The sequence below is a fragment of the Paenibacillus sp. 2TAF8 genome, from assembly GCF_052114825.1.
In the GTDB taxonomy this organism is placed as follows: Bacteria; Bacillota; Bacilli; order Paenibacillales; family Paenibacillaceae; genus Paenibacillus.
This window is the reverse complement of the sequence record NZ_JBFRFN010000002.1, coordinates 714,608-731,560: the sequence shown is the minus strand read 5'-3', so window position 1 is coordinate 731,560 and position 16,953 is coordinate 714,608. Positions and strand designations below refer to the sequence as shown.

Sequence of the window (16,953 nt, the reverse complement as noted above, 5' to 3'; positions counted from 1 at the left end):
TTTCCGACTAGAAATCTTCTCGGCCAGAGTTGAGCCATTGCTGGGCTTCTTCAATGAAACGTCGTGCTGCTGGCGATAGATTCCGAAGAGAAGCACAGGCTAAACCAATCATTCGGTAAGGGTCACCTGCAAGTGGCACGAGTGCGAGTGAGTCGGTATGATTTTGCAGCACCATCTCGGGAAGCAGACTGATGCCAAGTCCGCTCCGAACCATGGCCATAATGGCTTGATCCTCGGCAACTTCATAGACAACGTTTAGCTTGGCGGCATGCTGCCGGATCAAACGTTCTATTTCGTTGTCGCCACCCCATTTGGGGAGGATGAAAGGCTGTTCCAGTAAAAGTTCAAACGACACAGATGTTTCGGTAGCAAGAGCATGATCCAAGGGCAGGATGCACATCATCCTGTCTTTTTGCAATGTGATGGTTTCAAATGGGGAAGAGTCGCCAAGGGACAAAAAGCCAATGTCGATGGCACCGCTGGCGAGCCAGTTCTCAATTTCGGCATAATCACCTTCCCACAGTTTGATCTCAATCCCCGGATGGCGGAGCCTGAACTGCTTGAGAATACCGGGAAGCCACTGGGTGGAGACACTGGCAAAAGTACCGATTCGCACTGTACCAATCTCGGCCCCACGGATCAGGGAGATTTCCTGGTTCATCAGCTCTGCCCAGCGGGTGATCTCGCGTGTATAACCAAGAATACGCTCACCCTCTGCGGTGACTCGAACGCCGGAACGGCTACGATGTAACAAGGAGAAACCACATTCACTTTCCAGACTGGCGATGGCGTGGCTGACGGCCGATTGTGTAATATTCAGGGCTTCAGAGGCTTTGGTCAGACTGCCGTATTCCACAACCGTATTTAAAATTTCATATTTAATCAGTGACATTATAAAATAACTTCCTTCCGGGTTAGCCTGTGTTTCTATACATGAGTTAATTTCATATTAACTATTATAAATATTCATTTTTATAATGCAAAGAGATCGTTTATACTTGCCAAGGCGAGTTAGTTTGGTACATACAACGCAGCTCAGAATATATAGTAGAATGAAGGTAGAAGCAAGATGATTGGGGTACAGGGAAATCAGATTCAAGCATCACGAAGAGCAGACGTGCAGATGCTGCTTGCAACCGTGATATGGGGTTCTTCTTATCTGTTTATGAAATCGGGACTAGCATCCATACAGGAACTTAATTTAATCGCTTTACGATTCGGAATCGCTTTTATAGCGGCAGGTATTCTCTTTCACCGCCGTTTGAGAAGTGTAGATCGTGGTACGTTTTTTGCTGGAGGTGTGCTGGGTACAGTTCTGTTTGCCGCGTTTGTATTTATCACTTATGGTGTTCAGCGAACGACAGCGTCTCAGGCGGGGTTTCTAATCAGTTTGGCCGTTATTTTTGTGCCGATTTTAACGACAGTCATGCGCCGTCGGTTGCCGGACAAACGACTAGGTGTCAGCATTGTGGTCGCTGTAGCAGGGCTTGGACTATTAACGCTTCAACATGAAATGAGCCTTCATCTCGGTGATCTGTTGTGTATTCTGGCGGCGTTGGTTTACGCCGTTTATATTATGCTTGCAGGTAAATTTACGAGGAAGCATGATCCGCTTACACTGGGAATCATTCAACTGGGTGTAGCAGCTTTGTGGGGAACCGCAGCCACATTTTTGTTTGAAACACCGCAACTGCCGGATACACCGGAATCATGGGCATCGATCCTGGGGCTTGGCATATTATGCAGTGGACTTGGTTATATTTTGCAAACTTTTGCCCAGCGCCATGCTTCTCCTACAAGAACGAGCCTGATCTTTTCGCTGGAGCCGCTGTTTGCCGCTGCATTTGCTTTTATCTTTCAGGGGGAGTCCCTTACGCTGCAGGGATACTGCGGAGCAGCATTGATGTTGGTTGGCGTATTAATTACGGAGATCAAGCTGTCGCAGCCTGTGTTCAGGCGAAGAAAACGGCCAGTGTTATAGTGTAAACTGAATGTGAATGAAAATCTAAACATGTTCAGTTGAAGACAGTCGGCCAGAGATAAACGGAGGTCACAGATTATTCCGTTTCTTACCTAACAAACCCTGAATGAACAAAACATGTTTTGTTCATTCAGGGTTTTATGCTACACTGGATGAAAAATCAGAAAAATCGGGTGAGCAGGATGGGCAAAAGAGTGACCATGCAGCAGATCGCAGATGCTGCGGGGGTATCCAAGTTCGCAGTATCCCGTGCACTGACGGGTAAGCCGGGGGTTAGTGAGCACACGCGTGAGATGATTGTCAGAACGGCAGGGCAACTGGGTTATTTTAAAACAGAACCAAAATATAATGCAATGGAATCTCCTATATCATCCGGCAGAAAACCTGTGAAGAAACACGAAGGTACCATATTGATTTTGTTTCCGAATATACGCTCGCAAAATCGATCTTCCTTGTACTGGGGCCCTGTATTCGACGGGATTTCAGCACGCTTGAATGAGAAAGGTATGGACATTTTGACACTGACGGAGCCTTCTTCAGATCATATGTTTTCGGTTCTTAATCCTGACGCCATTCGGGGTGTCATTACGGTGGGCACGATCTCAACGCCGGTATTGCTCGAAATCTACCGCTTGCGTATTCCCCTTGTCATGGTGGATCATGAGGATTCGGCAATTCATACGGACACCGTATTTACTGACAATGTGAAAGGCATGAAAGAGTTAGTTCTTATGCTTGCAGCGAAAGGATACAAACGCTTCCAGTTTGCCGGACAGCTGCCTGATGCCGTCAGCTTCAGGGAACGTTGGCTGGGGTACCGGATGGGACTTGAAGAAATGCAGCTACAGTCAGATCAGCATGCAGGGCTGTTAGTGCAGGAGTATACAGAGATGCAGCAAGCAATCATAGACATGAAGCTGGAAGATATACCAGAGGTGATCGTCTGTGCGAATGATCATACCGCATTTATTATGATCGAGGCTTTACGAAGCCGCGACGTTCAGGTTCCAGAACGGTGTGCGGTGACAGGGTTTGATAATACACGGACAGATGATCCGATTATGGCTACGGCACATATTCACAAAGAACATCTCGGAGCGCGGGCCGTGGATCAGCTGTTATGGCGGATCAACACTCCCGAAGCTCCCCATGAACGCAAGCTGATTCACGCGGAACTTATTATGCGGGACGAGTATCATTCCTTGTTAGCGTAATAGATTAAACGAAAAGACATGGAGAAGTAACTCTCTATGTCTTTTTTGTGATGGAAGAGATAATCAGATGGATTTAATTCACCAAAGCATTGACTGTTATGTAGCTAACATGTTAATTTTGTTTTGTTGATTGTTTGCTAATATAATAACAAAACCTAACAAAATGTTTTTATCATGAACCACATGGGAGGCTGTCATGAGCATAAACCAATCGCAACTTTTTGAAAACTGGACGTTCAAGGCGTGTGAAGATCAGGAGTGGATGCCGGCTCAGGTGCCAGGATGCGTACATACCGATCTGCTGAGATTAGGCCAAATTCCCGACCCGTTCTATGGGACGAATGAGAAGGAAGTACAGTGGATTGACAAGAAGGACTGGGAGTATCGAACAACCTTTGATGTTGAGGCCTCACTCTATGCGCAGGAGCATTTGGAACTTGTTTTTGACGGACTGGATACGTATGCGGATGTATATGTGAATGACACACATGTGTTGTCTGCGGATAATATGTTCCGGGTGTGGAAGGCAGAAGTAAAAGCATTCGTGAAGGAAAAGAATAACATACTTCGTATTCATTTTCGTTCTCCCATTCAGGAGGATCTGCCGAAGCTGGAAAAGCTGGGATATGCCTTGCCTGCATCCAATGACCAATCCGATGTGGGCGGTCTGGGAGATAAACGAGTAAGTATTTTTGCTCGCAAAGCGCCATATCACTATGGCTGGGATTGGGGGCCGCGTTTTGTCACTAGTGGCATCTGGCGTGAAGTGAGGCTTGAAGCATGGACAGATGTAAGAATTAATGATCTATTTATCCGGCAAAATGAAGTGAATGCCGCATCGGCACAAGTCACTGCTGTGGTAGAAGTGGAAACTTCGCAGCCTCTGGATACCGTGATTCGCATAGGTGCAGATGGTCAGCGCTGGGAGAAGGCGGTGTCTTTGCAACCTGGTTCCCATTCGGTAGAGATTCCCGTCTTGATTGAAAATCCAAAACTCTGGTGGAGCCGTGGATTGGGTGAGGCGTATCGATATACATTTGCTGCTGAAGTGCTTCAGGGGGGGCGTGCTGTCGCAGCGTACGAGGTTCAAACAGGACTTCGTTCCATCCGTCTTGTGCGTGATCCGGACGAAGCCGGCGCTTCCTTTTATTTTGAACTGAACGGAGTTGCGGTGTTCGCCAAAGGGGCCAACCATATTCCGAATGACAGCTTCATTACCGAAGTGACACGGGAACGATACATGCATGAGATCATATCGGCAGCGGAGTCCAACATGAACATGCTGCGTGTATGGGGCGGTGGTTTCTACGAAGAGGATGTGTTCTACGACCTATGTGATGAATACGGTATCATGGTGTGGCAGGATTTTATGTTCGCGTGCAGCATGTATCCGGGTGATGAAGCGTTCCTGAACAGTGTCCGACATGAAGCGATTGATAACGTGAAACGGCTGCGTAACCATCCGAGTATTGTACTGTGGTGTGGCAACAATGAGATTGATTCGGCTTGGGCGCATTATATTGAGAATGGTGGCTGGGGCTGGAAAAAGGATTTCAACGCTGAACAGCGCGAACGCATCTGGGCAGATTATGAAGCGATTTTCCATAACCTTTTGCCAGAAGTGGTCGAAGCGTATGCACTTGGTGTAGACTACTGGCCTTCTTCCCCTATTGTATCGCTGACAGGAGATGAAAAGCAGCATGCCCATCCGTCTACATCGGAAGGGGATATCCATTATTGGGGTGTATGGCACAATGTCGAGCCTTTTGAGAATTACAATACTTATGTAGGCCGTTTTATGAGTGAGTATGGATTCCAGTCGTTTCCGGAATACAAGTCGGTACGCACGTATGCGGAGGAAGAAGACTTGGCACTGGAGTCGGAGGTCATGCTCGCACATCAGAAGAACGGTGCGGGGAATCGACTGATCAAGCAGTATATGGACATGTATTTGCATGAACCGAAGGATTTCCCATCCTTCCTATATATGAGTCAGATACTTCAAGCGGAAGCGATGAAAACGGCAATTGAAGCCCACCGCCGCCGTAAACCTTACTGTATGGGCACGCTCTACTGGCAGATGAATGATTGCTGGCCTGTCGCTTCGTGGGCGGGTATGGACTATCTTGGTCGCTGGAAGGCATTGCAATATTATGCGAAGCGTAGTTTCAATGATGTATTGGTCTCCGTGGATGGTACTCAAGAGGATGTCACAGATATCTATGTGATTTCCGATCAACTGCAACCGGTGGAGGGGCGATTACACATTCGTTTGGTTGGATTCGATGGAACGGTTCATCGGGAGGAAACATGTGAAATAAGCGTAGCACCAAATTCAGGTGAGAAGTTGTTATCTTTGCGCAATGCAGAGTGGCTCGAAGGGCATGATGCTGCCAAGACCTTGCTGCGGTTGGAGCTGCATCAAGAGGGCGTAACGGATATTGTGCAGGAGCACTATTTTGTGCCTGCCAAAGAACTTGCATTACAGCCTGCGAACATCAAAGTCAGCGGAGGAACCGATGAGGACGGTGTTCATTTGGTACTGGAAAGTGACGTGCTTGCCAAGCAAGTATGGTTATCTTCGGAAGCCGAAGGTGTATTTTCGGATAACTTCTTTGATCTGATTCCTGGCCTTCCGGTTAAGTTGAAGTTCACCTCCAGACAAGGGTTGCAGCAAGCAGATGTCATCTCTAATCCGGGATCGGTTGAAGTTCGATCTATGGCTGATTTTATTCGTGTGAACTAAATGTAGGCAAGCGGAAAATAAGACGTAGCAAACGAACGACACGGTTGAAGTCTCTCGCGAAGAGGGATTTCAACCGTTTTTTATTACAGGGGGATACAAATATTTACATCGTAATGCTTTCGTAATATTTTGCTTAGAGAATCGTAAGTTATTTTCTTTATTGTAGTCCATGCAAGCAACTAAACCATGGAGAGTGATAACAATGATGAAAACAAGAAAAAGCAAAAAAGCGATGGTAGCAGCAGTTTTGATGATGTCTTTAACTTTTTCAGGATTAGCAAGTGCAGGCGCTGCAGAGATGAAGATGATTAAARAGGACGGCATGGAACTTGTTCAATTGAGACAGGCGGCCAAAATGTATGGTTACAGCATTATGTGGGACAGCAAAGACCGCTCGGTAACGTTAATGTACATGGACAAAATGCACAACACGATGATGAAAGATGGTATGACAATGAAAGATGATATGAAAATGAAAAGTAACATGATGATGGACGATGATATGATGAAGCAAGATGACACCATGATGGAAGATGGCCAAATGAAGAAAGATGACATGATGAAGAAAGACGATATGATGATGGAAGAAGTTATGATGCCTGCGGCTAAAACCATTAAAATGTGGGTTGATTCTAAAAAAATGATGGTAGACGGCATGCAGGTTAGCTTGAAGTCGATGCCTACAATCCATGAGGGCAACACATATGTGACGGATATGGTCATCTCAAAATATATGATGCCTATGAAGGCTATGAAGTAAACGTAAAAAATGAAAGTAAAACAGATCAATATTTACTGAAGCATGACCATCACCCTGTGATATGATGATTCAAAATGCTTGTTCTGAATATGGGGTGAGTTCATTGAATGAGGTTATCATGGTCGCTGATGATGATAGTAATATAACAGATGTTTGCCGTAGGTATCTGGAAAGGGAAGGTTATACCGTTATAACAGCTAAGGATGGCATGGAAGCGATTGAACTGTGGCGCAGTCACACGCCAGATCTAATTGTGCTAGACCTGATGATGCCACATAAAAATGGCTGGGAAATCTGCAACGAGATTCGGCAAACCGAGGATGTACCTATTGTGATGCTGACCGCTCGCGGGGAAGAGCAGGATCGACTGATGGGTCTGACGATGGGAGCGGATGATTATCTGACCAAGCCGTTTAGTCCGAGAGAGTTGGTTCTGCGTGTCAAAGCGATATTGCGGAGAATGCGAACGGTACAGGTTTCCCCTGCTTCTGCACAATCCTCACATACGATTCGTTATGAAGGGCTGACGATTGATTTTGTGAAACGCGAGGTAGAGATTAACGGACGGCTGATTGACTTAACGGTTACCGAGTTTGAGATGTTGTATTTGCTGGCGAGTCACCCCGGTCAGGTATTCTCCCGTAGTCAGATGTTAAGCAAAATCTGGGATTTTAGCTACGAAGGTGATACGACCACAGTAACTGTTCATGTTCGGAGGTTACGAGAGAAGATCGAACAAAATGCTTCAGATCCGAAATATATTAAAACCGTTTGGGGTATAGGTTATAAGTTTGCAGGTGAGTCATCATGAAATTACGTACGTATCTGGTATTGTCCAGTCTTCTGGGCATTGGTGTATTGTTGATTTGTTTGTTCATTAGCTATTCCAAAATGCTGCTTACGATTGAACAGTTATATTGGTTGTCGGGGATAACGACTGGTGTGGGTGTACTTTCCTTTGTTCTTCAGTATGTACTGACCAAGCCTTTGGAAAAATCAATATCACGGATTACTGAACATACAATACGAGTGGCCGAAGGGGATTTCCGCACGGAAGTCCCTCTCATCGGACCGCGGGAATTCAAACTGCTGGCACAGCAATTTAATGAGATGAGCTGTAGGCTGCAGCAAAGCTTCGACCATCTGCACCACTCGGAATCGGCCAGACGAGAACTGATTGCGAATGTGTCTCATGACTTGCGTACACCACTGGCCTCCATTCAGGCCTTTGTCGAAGCGCTGGAGGACGATGTGATTAAGGATGAAGCTACGTTTCAACGTTATCTGAATACGATTCGCCTTGAAACGAAAAGGCTGGGAGGGCTTATACAGGACTTGTTTGATCTATCGAGTCTGGAAGCCCAAGGGGAGCCATTTGATCCGCAGCCCAGCCATGTTGATGAGTTGCTGCTTGGCACGCTCGAAAGTTTTTCGTTCCATCTTGCCGAGAAACAGCTGAACGTTGAGATTGAACTGCCTGATCGATTGCCAGCTGCCATGATGGTACCTGCACAGATGAAACGGGTGCTCTCCAATTTACTGCAAAATGCCATTCAGTACTCTTCACCAGAAGGCACAATCACGCTTACTGCAACAGAGCAGGGATCATTTTTGCGAATTGCGGTGACCGATCAAGGTGAGGGAATTGAAGCGGAAGAAACGACACGTATTTTCGAACGGTTTTACCGAATCGATAAAGCTCGCAGTAAAAGTAATGGTGGTGCGGGACTTGGGCTCGCGATAGCTCAATCCATTGTAGAACGGCATGGAGGTGAAATCGGGGTGCAGAGTACAAAGGGAGAAGGAAGCTGCTTCTGGTTTACCCTTCCGGTATATGCCACATGTTAGCTGTGGGTGGTGGGTATGCCGTCAGAGCAATAATAAAAAACGTGCTGCCCGGTTTTCAGAGTGGCACGTTCTTTGATTTTATGTAGAGCAAAGAAGAGTTATGGATTGGACTGTTCTTTTTTGATTTGTTGAAGTTCGCTCAGGCTGAGCGTCAGATCATTCTCCGGATTTGCACTGACAATCACTTCAGATTGTGTTTGCTGGCTGGCCTGGCTTGATTTCGGAGCAGGTTTGACCACATAGAGACTTTGAACGCTGTTCAGCAGGCTTGCAGGGGTGTCCGCATAGGTTTCAAGAAAAAGTACATAATCCTTGGCTGGCATGAGTGTGAGGCTGTCATCATTGACAATTTCGGTGTTGCCCAGTTGGCCGCCCAGTTGCTTGACTTCAAGCTGATCCCCGGCTGTGTAACCCCCTTTGTAGGATTCAGTTACCTGAACCGTATAGATCGTATAGATTTTGTCAAAAGAAACCTGGGCATCTGCCGCACTTCCGGCTGTGTTACTATTATTCGGATCTTGGGAGTCAGTCTGCACGGAGTCATCCAAAGCTTCAACCCGGGCTTGCACAACATTACCCTTCACGATGGTATCAGCCCGTTCAGACAAAGCGTCTACACTGCCATAATTGGGATAATCCTCGGAAGCGATAATCGTGAGGGGAGCTTCTGGGGGAGCAGCAGTTGGAGTGGCTGGAGAGCAGCCAACGACAGACAGGATCATTATGCATGAGGTTAGCAATACGAGTGCTCGATTCTTTTTCATAGATCGAAATCCTCCTTATAATAGGTTTTAAATGTTTTGTATGAATTACATACGTATTAGTATCTTGATCTGACATTATTGATATCGAAGGCTTGCGGTTTGGTCATGGAATTCCGGTTACGTGTGTAGGACATAATGGAAGGACTGTTTGTTGTCGGGTTGTCACCAAGCCAGACGGAGTGGCCTAGTTCATGGACAAAAACGCTTTGTATAAAGTTGGATAGATTGGATGCATCAGCAGTAATCGTGGAGGCGTTGAGTTCGATGCGGAAGTTGACAACCTGATTGCCGGAGACAGAAGCGTAGTTGACACCATAAGCGGTATTGTTGAAGTTACCAGCGGTGATCGTGTTCGAAGAATTATTCGTTTTGACGAATTGCACTTTGGCTCCCGCATTATTCCAGTTGGCAAGAGAAGCATCCATTGGACCCTGCCATGCAGAAGCATRGTTGTAGGTCCGGATCGGGATGGTGGAACTTGGATAGCCGTAATTCAAAAAGGTTGCTGCATAGATCGTGCTGCCAAACATTGCAAGCGCAGAGAACAACATCAGGCTCATTAAAAACTTCCTTTTCATGCTTAAAACCTCCAATAAATGTATATTTTCTCTATTATAGTAACAAGGAAATGTGTACCTGAAATGAGTCTCAAGTCGTTGTTTTTGTTATGAAAAAAAGGAAAAAAACCTGTGCCACAAAGGAATGTTGTCACAACAAGTCGCTTTCTGTCTGGGGAACGTATGCATAAATTCCCTTAACTCACAAATAATACACTCAACCTTACTAGGAAAAAGGAGTGCATAGGGATGTGCGAACGTTTTTCACTCGCGGCTGATCTGGATGAAGTTCGGGATCATTTCAAGGTACAACGGGTTATGTATTACTATAAAAATCGCTATAATATCAGTCCAACGCAACATACGCCAATCATTCTGCATCAGGATGGAGAACGTGTGCTGGATGAATTCCGTTGGGGATTCATTCCGTTCTGGGGGAGGGATGCGGTGAATGCCAACTTAATGACTGTGCATGAAAACCCCGCGTATTATAAGTTGGTGGAGACCAAACGTTGTGTAATTCCTTGCAATGGGCTGTATTACTGGCGACAAGAAGGCAAGAAGCGTTACGCAGTGCGTGTTGTCATGCCGGATCGCGGACTTTTTGGCATTGCTGGACTTTATGAAATCTGGAAAGATACACGTAAACAACCGCTCCGCACCTGTACGATGCTCATGGCAGGCGCGAATCTGGCGACTCGTGAGTTTGGCAGTAAGATGCCGGCTATTCTCATGGATGATGAGATCAACACCTGGCTTGATCCGGCCAATACCAGAGTTACACAGTTGTTGCCACTGCTTAAAACATACAATCGCACAGAGATGAATCTATACCCGGTCACGCCGATGGTGGCGAACGACGAACATGATTGTTATGAATGTGTGGAAGAGATGGAGCAGAAGCTGGCTTACGTGCGGAGTTACTGAGGAATGACTTAACTGAGGGATGCCTAAGGTATTATCGAGGTTTTCTGGAGATGTAGCTACGTTATGTTTTTGGTTTCTGAGTTTTTGAACTCTGGAAATGGTTAAAAAACGGGATGGGGCGTCTGAGGACACCCTGTCCTTTTCTACATGTGTCATCGTTTCCGTTGTAGGCTGACAAGGAATGGAAAAAGAAAAGTTGCAATTGAGTTGAAACGTAATTATAATAATTACAGTAGTTGAATGTATATATCCATATATCTATTTAAAGAGATATAATATCAGGAGGGAACCACGAATGAATCCAAAGTATTCGAAAATGTTTGAACAAGTTTCACTGCCAAGCAGCGGCATTACACTGAAAAACCGGATCGTGCTTGCTCCTATGACTCATATGTCCTCTAATCCAGATGGCACAGTATCGGATGCTGAGCTTGCTTACTATGCGCGTCGAACGGGCGGAGCTGGTATGTCGGTTACAGCAGTAACGCATGTTACGCCTAACGGCATTGGATTTCCCGCTCAATTTGGTTCTTATGATGACAGCTTTGTTCCAGGCCTGAAACGACTGGCTGAAACGATTAAACAGCAAGGTTCTGTTGCTGTACTGCAAATGTTCCATGCAGGACGTCTGACACCGGCGCAGGCGGTTCCTGCTGGCCAAGTGGTTGCACCTAGTGCAATCGCAAGTGAACGTCCAGGTTCACCGGAGCCGAGAGAAATGACAGACGAAGAGATCACATCGGTCATCCGTGATTTTGGTGAAGCGACTCGCCGTGCGATTGAAGCCGGTTTTGATGGTATTGAAATTCATGGCGCGAATGGTTATCTGATCCAGCAATTTTTCTCTCCACATTCCAATCGCCGTGAAGACCGCTGGGGTGGCAGTGTTGAGAAACGTTTGGCGTTCCCGCTCGCTGTGGTAGACGAAGTGCAGCGTGTCGTTGCTGAGCATACCAAGCTTCCGTTCATTGTCGGTTACCGCTTCTCGCCGGAAGAGCCTGAGACGCCTGGGCTGACGATGGAGGATACGTACGCACTGATTGATGCTTTGAAAGACAAAAACCTCGACTATCTGCATGTTTCCTTGAGTGAATTCTGGTCGAAGCCAAGACGTGGTGAAGAGGACAAACGTGCCAGAATCGAATATATTCTGGATCGCGTCGGTGGTAAAGTGCCTGTGATCGGCGTAGGAGCGATTCATACCGCAGATGAGGCCGCGGAAGCGCTGGAGTCTGGTGTTCCACTGCTGGCGATTGGTCGAGAGCTGATTATCGAGCCGGATTGGGTCGAGAAAATCGAGAGCGGCCGTGAAGAGGATATTGAGACCATTCTGACAAAATCGGATCAGGAACGTCTGGTGATCCCTGACGGATTGTGGAATGCCATTATCCATACACCGGGCTGGTTCCCTATGGCAGACGATAAATAATTCATCGTAATGACTAAACTGAGGGGGCGAAAGCCTCCTCTTTTGCATATAAGCCTGAATGTTTGTTGAATGTCATTTCTTGCAAAGGTCTGAAATTCTCCTTCTGACCGCTCTATGATATGATGGGATGACAGGATTCATTGGTATAATAACGGTTTGGAGTGGATGAAGGATGCTCGTTGCGGAACGATATGAGAAAATTGTGGAATGGGTAGATGCGCAGGGAAGCATGCGTGTTACCGAGCTTAGTGAGCGTTGCGGGGTGACGGAAGAGACGATTCGCCGTGACCTGGACAAGCTGGAGCAGGCGGGCAGGCTAAGACGCTCCCATGGCGGAGCGGTAAGCGTGAAATACAAGGATGAATTGCAATCCGAGATTCCTTACCCTGAGCGAGCTGTTGCTCATGCAGATGAGAAACGCCGTATTGCTGGTGAAGCGGTGAAGTTGGTGGAACCGGGTGACCGGATTGCCCTGGATGCGAGTACAACGGCGTGGTATATGGCAGCCGGACTGCCGAATATTCCACTTACAGTGTTAACCAACTCGATCAAGGTTGCCGCGGAGCTTAGCACAAAGGAACAGATTCGTGTTATTGCCACAGGTGGACAGCTTGCTTCGAAATCCCTGTCTTTTGTCGGGCCGCTAGCAGAGCGCTCGCTGGATGCGTATCATGTAGATAAGGTGTTTTTGTCCTGCAAAGGCGTACATCTGACCAAGGGCATCAGCGAGTCGAATGAATTACAAGCTTTGGTGAAGCAGAAGATGATCCAGATTGCGGACGAAGTTATTTTGCTAGCCGATTCGAGCAAGTTTAATATTCAGGCTTTTACTAGAGTGGCCGGCATGGAGAGTGTCGGGAAGGTGATTACCGATCAGGCTGTGCAGGACGAACATGTTGACGCTTTAAATGAACTTCAAATTACGTGTATACGTGTGTGAGTCCAAATTAAGATTATGAATTTTAGATAAGTAGAATGGGTCTTTTACATGTCATCGGAGTGTCTGTGTAAATGTATTTATTTCAACTTATCATAGAAAGGATCGATGGCAATGAAACATCCGTTTCACTTAAAAGCGGTTTGGAATGGCGGACGTAACAGTGAGGGCACGATTGATGCAGGCGGTTTAAAAACAGTCATTTCCATCCCGCAGGAGATGGGCGGTCCTGGTACAGGAACCAATCCGGACGAGATGCTGCTAGGGGCAGCGGCAACCTGCTATCTGATCACCCTGGCCGCGATGCTGGAACGTTCAGATATTACGCCGGATGAGTTGACGCTGGAATCGGAGGCAACGGTGGATGTGACAAATAACGTCTTTACGTATGAACGAATCGTGCATCGACCACGAATTGTGCTTCCACACGATGCATCCGAATCGGACTTGAGCAAAGCCGAGAAACTGGCACATAAGGCGGAGGCATCTTGTATGATATCCCGCGCTGTAGCGGGTAATGTGACGATGGAAACCCGTCCCGTGATTGTAACCACTGGAGCTGATGCAGTGTGATATAATCGATGGGTAGACGACATTATTCGTCATTTGTGCAAAATAAGGAGAAATTCAGGATGAAGAACCAGAAGCGCAAACCTAATCGAATGGCACGTTTGACTCGTGCGATGAAACTGAATTTTCTCAAACTTTTACGTGCTCCGGGCGGTGCCCACAAGGTATCTACCGGATTTGCCATAGGTTTTGGTCTTGAACTAATCGTAATCTCGACCGCTTCCCTAATTTATCTCGTGTTTTATCCGATTGTGCGTCTGGCTGGAGGTTCCATGCCTGCAGCCATTGTAGGTAATGTCGTAGGCAAGCTGACGTTTTTACCAATTATCCTCATGCCACTGGCAAAACAGATTGGTTCATGGATTTTGCCCGCACATAGTATGGGGCAGGGACCTATGCATGAGAGTGCATGGAGGGAACTGTTTCACGGAAACTGGTCGGCGGTAAGTGAATTGCTGCTCGGCGGTCTCGATATTTTGGCAGGGATGAGCATGCTCGGTTTAATCCTGGGATTCATTTCGTATTTTGTTGTGAAATATTTCTATGTCAGAGCCCTTGATCGGCGGCATGAACGCCGGCTGGAGAAGCGCCGCCAAGCGGCGAACGCCTCTAGCGGCGGCACCTCGTCAGTACTGATCAGGAAGACATCACAATCATAATCGGCAGGATGACCATGGATGCAGCGGTAGTCCACAGAATACAACGGGATACAAATTGTGGAGAAGCACCGAACTGTTCAGCCAGAATAACGGCGTTCACTGCGGTTGGCATGGATGCAAGGATGAGCAGCACGGGAAATAATGTCCCTTCGACTTGTAGTGCTTTCAGAATAAGCCAAGCCAAGAGAGGTGCTGCAGCTAGCCGCACGACAAGCCCTGCCCAGAATGCCTTACGGACGTTAGACTGCCAAGGTGCTTTATCTCCTTTGGACCTGAGCATCTGTGCGCCAAGGATCGCCAGAACAATGGGAGAATAACCGGCTGCCATCATCGAGATGCCCCCATCCAGTGCCTCGGGCAGATGTATGCCGGAGCTGCGCAGGATGAGAGCGATAACTGCTGCATAGATTGTTGGCATGCGGAAAACGGAAAGCAGCGCGTTTTTTACAGTGAATTCGGATCTTGCTGCAAAGAAAATACCTACCGTATTGACAATAATCATCTGTCCAATCACATAAACCGAAGCCTTGTCCAGTCCAAATTGACCGAAGGCAAGCAGGACAAGCGGGAGCCCGTAATTCACACAGTTGGTAAATGTGGAGACGAGGGTCAGACCTGCTTTTTCCGGTGCACCCAGACCAAACATCCGGCTCAGCAACTCGGCAAGGGCCCAGAGGGCAACCAGATTGAGGATGGAGAACCAAAAGGTGCTTGTGACATCGGTCCAGGTAATCTCTGCATGCAGCAGGGTATGGAAGATGAGCGCAGGGCTTAAAATGTAGAGTGAAAATGTTGATAGTGGCCGTGTATCCCAATCTCTGAAGTTTTTTAACAACACTCCGCCAATCACTGGCAGGGATATGGGCAGAAATACATGGTAGAGCGTAATGAAAAACGAGGTAAACAATCTGTTCAGTCCTTTCTGGATGAAAAACCTATCTTATCATAGCAGGAAATGCTCGACAGTTGAATGTATAAGGGCATAATGCTTGTACGAATAAGGATCATATTGCATTCATCATGCCGGGGATCCGGTGGAGCGAACAGGGGTCAGATTGCTATTTTGATATGGCAGATTTATTATAGAAGAGGTGCAACAAGATTACATACACATAGAGGAGGAAACTATAATGAGTGAATCAAAACGCTTGCTCGTGCTAGTCGGCTCTTATGCCGAAGCGGAAAATGAGGGCATTTACGCATATGAATTAAATGAGGATACAGGCAGTCTGGCGAAGCTGGACGGCATTGCGGGTGTGAAAAACCCGACGTTTGTGAACGTGGATGCGGAAGCAAACAAGCTTTATGCCATTGGTGAAACGGCATCTGCCGAAGGCAATAAAATGTCGGAAGCGGTGGCGCTCAGCGTAGATCCTTCCACAGGTAAATTGACTTTGCTGAATCGCAAGGACTCCATCTCTGCTCCACCGTGCCACATCCAGCGTGACCCTTCCGGTAAATATTTGATCCTCTCCAGCTATCACGGTGGATTGGTCGGTCTCCAGGCACTCACAGACAATGGTGAGGTTGGAGCCCTGCTGGATGAGAAGAAACATGAGGGCCATGGTGCGCATCCTGAACGTCAGGACAAGCCACATGTGCACTCCGCATTCTTCAGCCCTGACGGAAAATATATGACGGTACAGGATCTTGGAGCGGATAAAATTGCGATCTACTCCATTAACGCTGGTGCAAATGAACTGGTACTTCACAGTGAAACGAAGACTCATCCGGGCGCAGGACCACGCCATTTGGCGTTCCATCCGAATGGTCAGTATGCCTATGTGATCAACGAAGTGGATTCGTCTGTCACATCTTACAAGTATGATGCAGCTGCGGGTACGCTGACTGAAATCTCCAATATTTCGACGCTTCCTGACGGCTATGACGGCGCTGAGAATACTACTGCTGAAATCACGGTTTCGAACGATGGCCGTTTTGTGTATGGTTCCAACCGTGGACATGACAGCATCGTAGTATTTGCAGTAGATGCTGACAAAGGTCATCTGACCCTGGTAGAGCATGTCTCCGCAGAAGGACAGCACCCGCGTCATTTCGCTTTGACACCGAACGGTAAAATGCTGATCGCAGCTAACCGTGATACCAACAACATGGTTACTTTTACGGTAGATCAGGAGAGCGGTCGCCTGAAATACACAGGTCATAGTACAGGTGTATCCAAACCGGTATGTGTGATACCTGTATATCTGTAATAGGTTTATATAAAAGAAGAGATCAACATACAGCTTACGCTAGTACGAAGATGTAGAGAAACCCTGCCTGGGAAGGTAGGGTTTTTCTTTTTTCTAAAACAAAGAAAGAGATGCTGAATTGAACTTATGGATTGATCCTACATTAGGAATAGGTTGATAACTATGAATATGACCTAGATTATGGAGTTACATAAGATGGATGTTTTTTTGGAATTAAATTCGTATAACAGAGATATAAATTCAATAGTTTCCTCGAAGTAACTACCCCACTTGAAAGTGCGTACTTCCTGAATAGATAGTCAGGCTCTACAATGAACTAGCAACCACCATTACGAGATGCTGGTATCA

At 46.9% G+C, this 16,953-nt stretch carries 16 protein-coding genes; 12 read left to right on the top strand and 4 right to left on the bottom strand.

Annotation, left to right across the window (positions count from 1 at the left end; genetic code table 11):
• Positions 1 to 7 precede the first annotated feature (7 nt).
• The gene (locus tag AB4Z30_RS05170; protein ID WP_441923913.1) at positions 8 to 892 is read right to left on the bottom strand and encodes a LysR family transcriptional regulator; all 885 of its coding nucleotides are present in this window, start codon (positions 890 to 892) and stop codon (positions 8 to 10) included.
• 177 nt (positions 893 to 1,069) lie between these two features.
• Between AB4Z30_RS05170 and AB4Z30_RS05165 the strand changes: the two genes are divergently transcribed.
• From AB4Z30_RS05165 to AB4Z30_RS05140, 6 genes are all read left to right on the top strand, one after another.
• The gene (locus AB4Z30_RS05165) at positions 1,070 to 1,981 is read left to right on the top strand and encodes a DMT family transporter (RefSeq protein WP_441923911.1); all 912 of its coding nucleotides are present in this window, start codon (positions 1,070 to 1,072) and stop codon (positions 1,979 to 1,981) included.
• Positions 1,982 to 2,133: 152 nt separating this feature from the next.
• Positions 2,134 to 3,195, top strand: a complete 1,062-nt coding sequence (locus tag AB4Z30_RS05160; protein WP_441923909.1) for a LacI family DNA-binding transcriptional regulator — start codon at positions 2,134 to 2,136, stop codon at positions 3,193 to 3,195.
• 196 nt (positions 3,196 to 3,391) lie between these two features.
• On the top strand, positions 3,392 to 5,941 hold the full coding sequence (locus tag AB4Z30_RS05155; RefSeq protein WP_441923907.1) for a beta-mannosidase: 2,550 nt from the start codon (positions 3,392 to 3,394) through the stop codon (positions 5,939 to 5,941).
• 202 nt (positions 5,942 to 6,143) lie between these two features.
• The gene (locus AB4Z30_RS05150; RefSeq protein WP_441923905.1) at positions 6,144 to 6,701 is read left to right on the top strand and encodes a hypothetical protein; all 558 of its coding nucleotides are present in this window, start codon (positions 6,144 to 6,146) and stop codon (positions 6,699 to 6,701) included.
• Positions 6,702 to 6,804: 103 nt separating this feature from the next.
• A complete protein-coding gene (locus AB4Z30_RS05145; RefSeq protein ID WP_441923903.1) occupies positions 6,805 to 7,512 on the top strand; it encodes a response regulator transcription factor in 708 nt (235 codons plus the stop codon).
• Positions 7,509 to 8,549, top strand: a complete 1,041-nt coding sequence (locus AB4Z30_RS05140; RefSeq protein ID WP_441923901.1) for a sensor histidine kinase — start codon at positions 7,509 to 7,511, stop codon at positions 8,547 to 8,549. Before AB4Z30_RS05145 ends, AB4Z30_RS05140 begins: the two co-directional genes overlap by 4 nt.
• Positions 8,550 to 8,647: 98 nt before the next feature.
• On the opposite strand, the gene AB4Z30_RS05135 is transcribed toward AB4Z30_RS05140, so the two are convergent.
• Positions 8,648 to 9,313 carry a hypothetical protein gene (locus AB4Z30_RS05135; protein WP_441923899.1) on the bottom strand — a complete coding sequence of 222 codons (666 nt, stop codon included), beginning with the start codon at positions 9,311 to 9,313 and terminating at the stop codon, positions 8,648 to 8,650.
• A 56-nt stretch (positions 9,314 to 9,369) separates the two neighbouring features.
• Positions 9,370 to 9,891: a hypothetical protein gene (locus AB4Z30_RS05130; RefSeq protein WP_441923897.1), complete on the bottom strand. Its 522-nt coding sequence runs from the start codon at positions 9,889 to 9,891 to the stop codon at positions 9,370 to 9,372.
• A gap of 228 nt (positions 9,892 to 10,119) precedes the next feature.
• Here AB4Z30_RS05130 and AB4Z30_RS05125 point away from each other — a divergent pair, with 228 nt between their 5' ends.
• The 5 genes from AB4Z30_RS05125 (at position 10,120) to AB4Z30_RS05105 (ending at position 14,392) form a co-directional block, all read left to right on the top strand.
• The gene (locus AB4Z30_RS05125) at positions 10,120 to 10,797 is read left to right on the top strand and encodes an SOS response-associated peptidase (RefSeq protein WP_441923895.1); all 678 of its coding nucleotides are present in this window, start codon (positions 10,120 to 10,122) and stop codon (positions 10,795 to 10,797) included.
• Between the two features lie 295 nt (positions 10,798 to 11,092).
• Positions 11,093 to 12,226 (top strand): NADH-dependent flavin oxidoreductase, encoded by a 1,134-nt coding sequence (locus AB4Z30_RS05120; protein WP_441923893.1) that lies wholly within the window; start codon positions 11,093 to 11,095, stop codon positions 12,224 to 12,226.
• A gap of 172 nt (positions 12,227 to 12,398) precedes the next feature.
• Positions 12,399 to 13,166, top strand: a complete 768-nt coding sequence (locus tag AB4Z30_RS05115) for a DeoR/GlpR family DNA-binding transcription regulator (RefSeq protein WP_441923891.1) — start codon at positions 12,399 to 12,401, stop codon at positions 13,164 to 13,166.
• A 111-nt stretch (positions 13,167 to 13,277) separates the two neighbouring features.
• Positions 13,278 to 13,736, top strand: a complete 459-nt coding sequence (locus tag AB4Z30_RS05110; RefSeq protein WP_441923889.1) for an OsmC family protein — start codon at positions 13,278 to 13,280, stop codon at positions 13,734 to 13,736.
• A 59-nt stretch (positions 13,737 to 13,795) separates the two neighbouring features.
• Positions 13,796 to 14,392: a DUF2062 domain-containing protein gene (locus AB4Z30_RS05105; RefSeq protein ID WP_441923887.1), complete on the top strand. Its 597-nt coding sequence runs from the start codon at positions 13,796 to 13,798 to the stop codon at positions 14,390 to 14,392.
• Here the strand turns inward: AB4Z30_RS05105 and AB4Z30_RS05100 are convergent.
• On the bottom strand, positions 14,370 to 15,299 hold the full coding sequence (locus AB4Z30_RS05100; protein WP_441923885.1) for an AEC family transporter: 930 nt from the start codon (positions 15,297 to 15,299) through the stop codon (positions 14,370 to 14,372). The two genes, AB4Z30_RS05105 and AB4Z30_RS05100, sit on opposite strands and share 23 nt — an antisense overlap.
• 223 nt (positions 15,300 to 15,522) lie before the next feature.
• Between AB4Z30_RS05100 and AB4Z30_RS05095 the strand changes: the two genes are divergently transcribed.
• The gene (locus tag AB4Z30_RS05095) at positions 15,523 to 16,605 is read left to right on the top strand and encodes a lactonase family protein (protein ID WP_441923883.1); all 1,083 of its coding nucleotides are present in this window, start codon (positions 15,523 to 15,525) and stop codon (positions 16,603 to 16,605) included.
• The last annotated feature ends 348 nt before the right edge of the window (positions 16,606 to 16,953 follow it).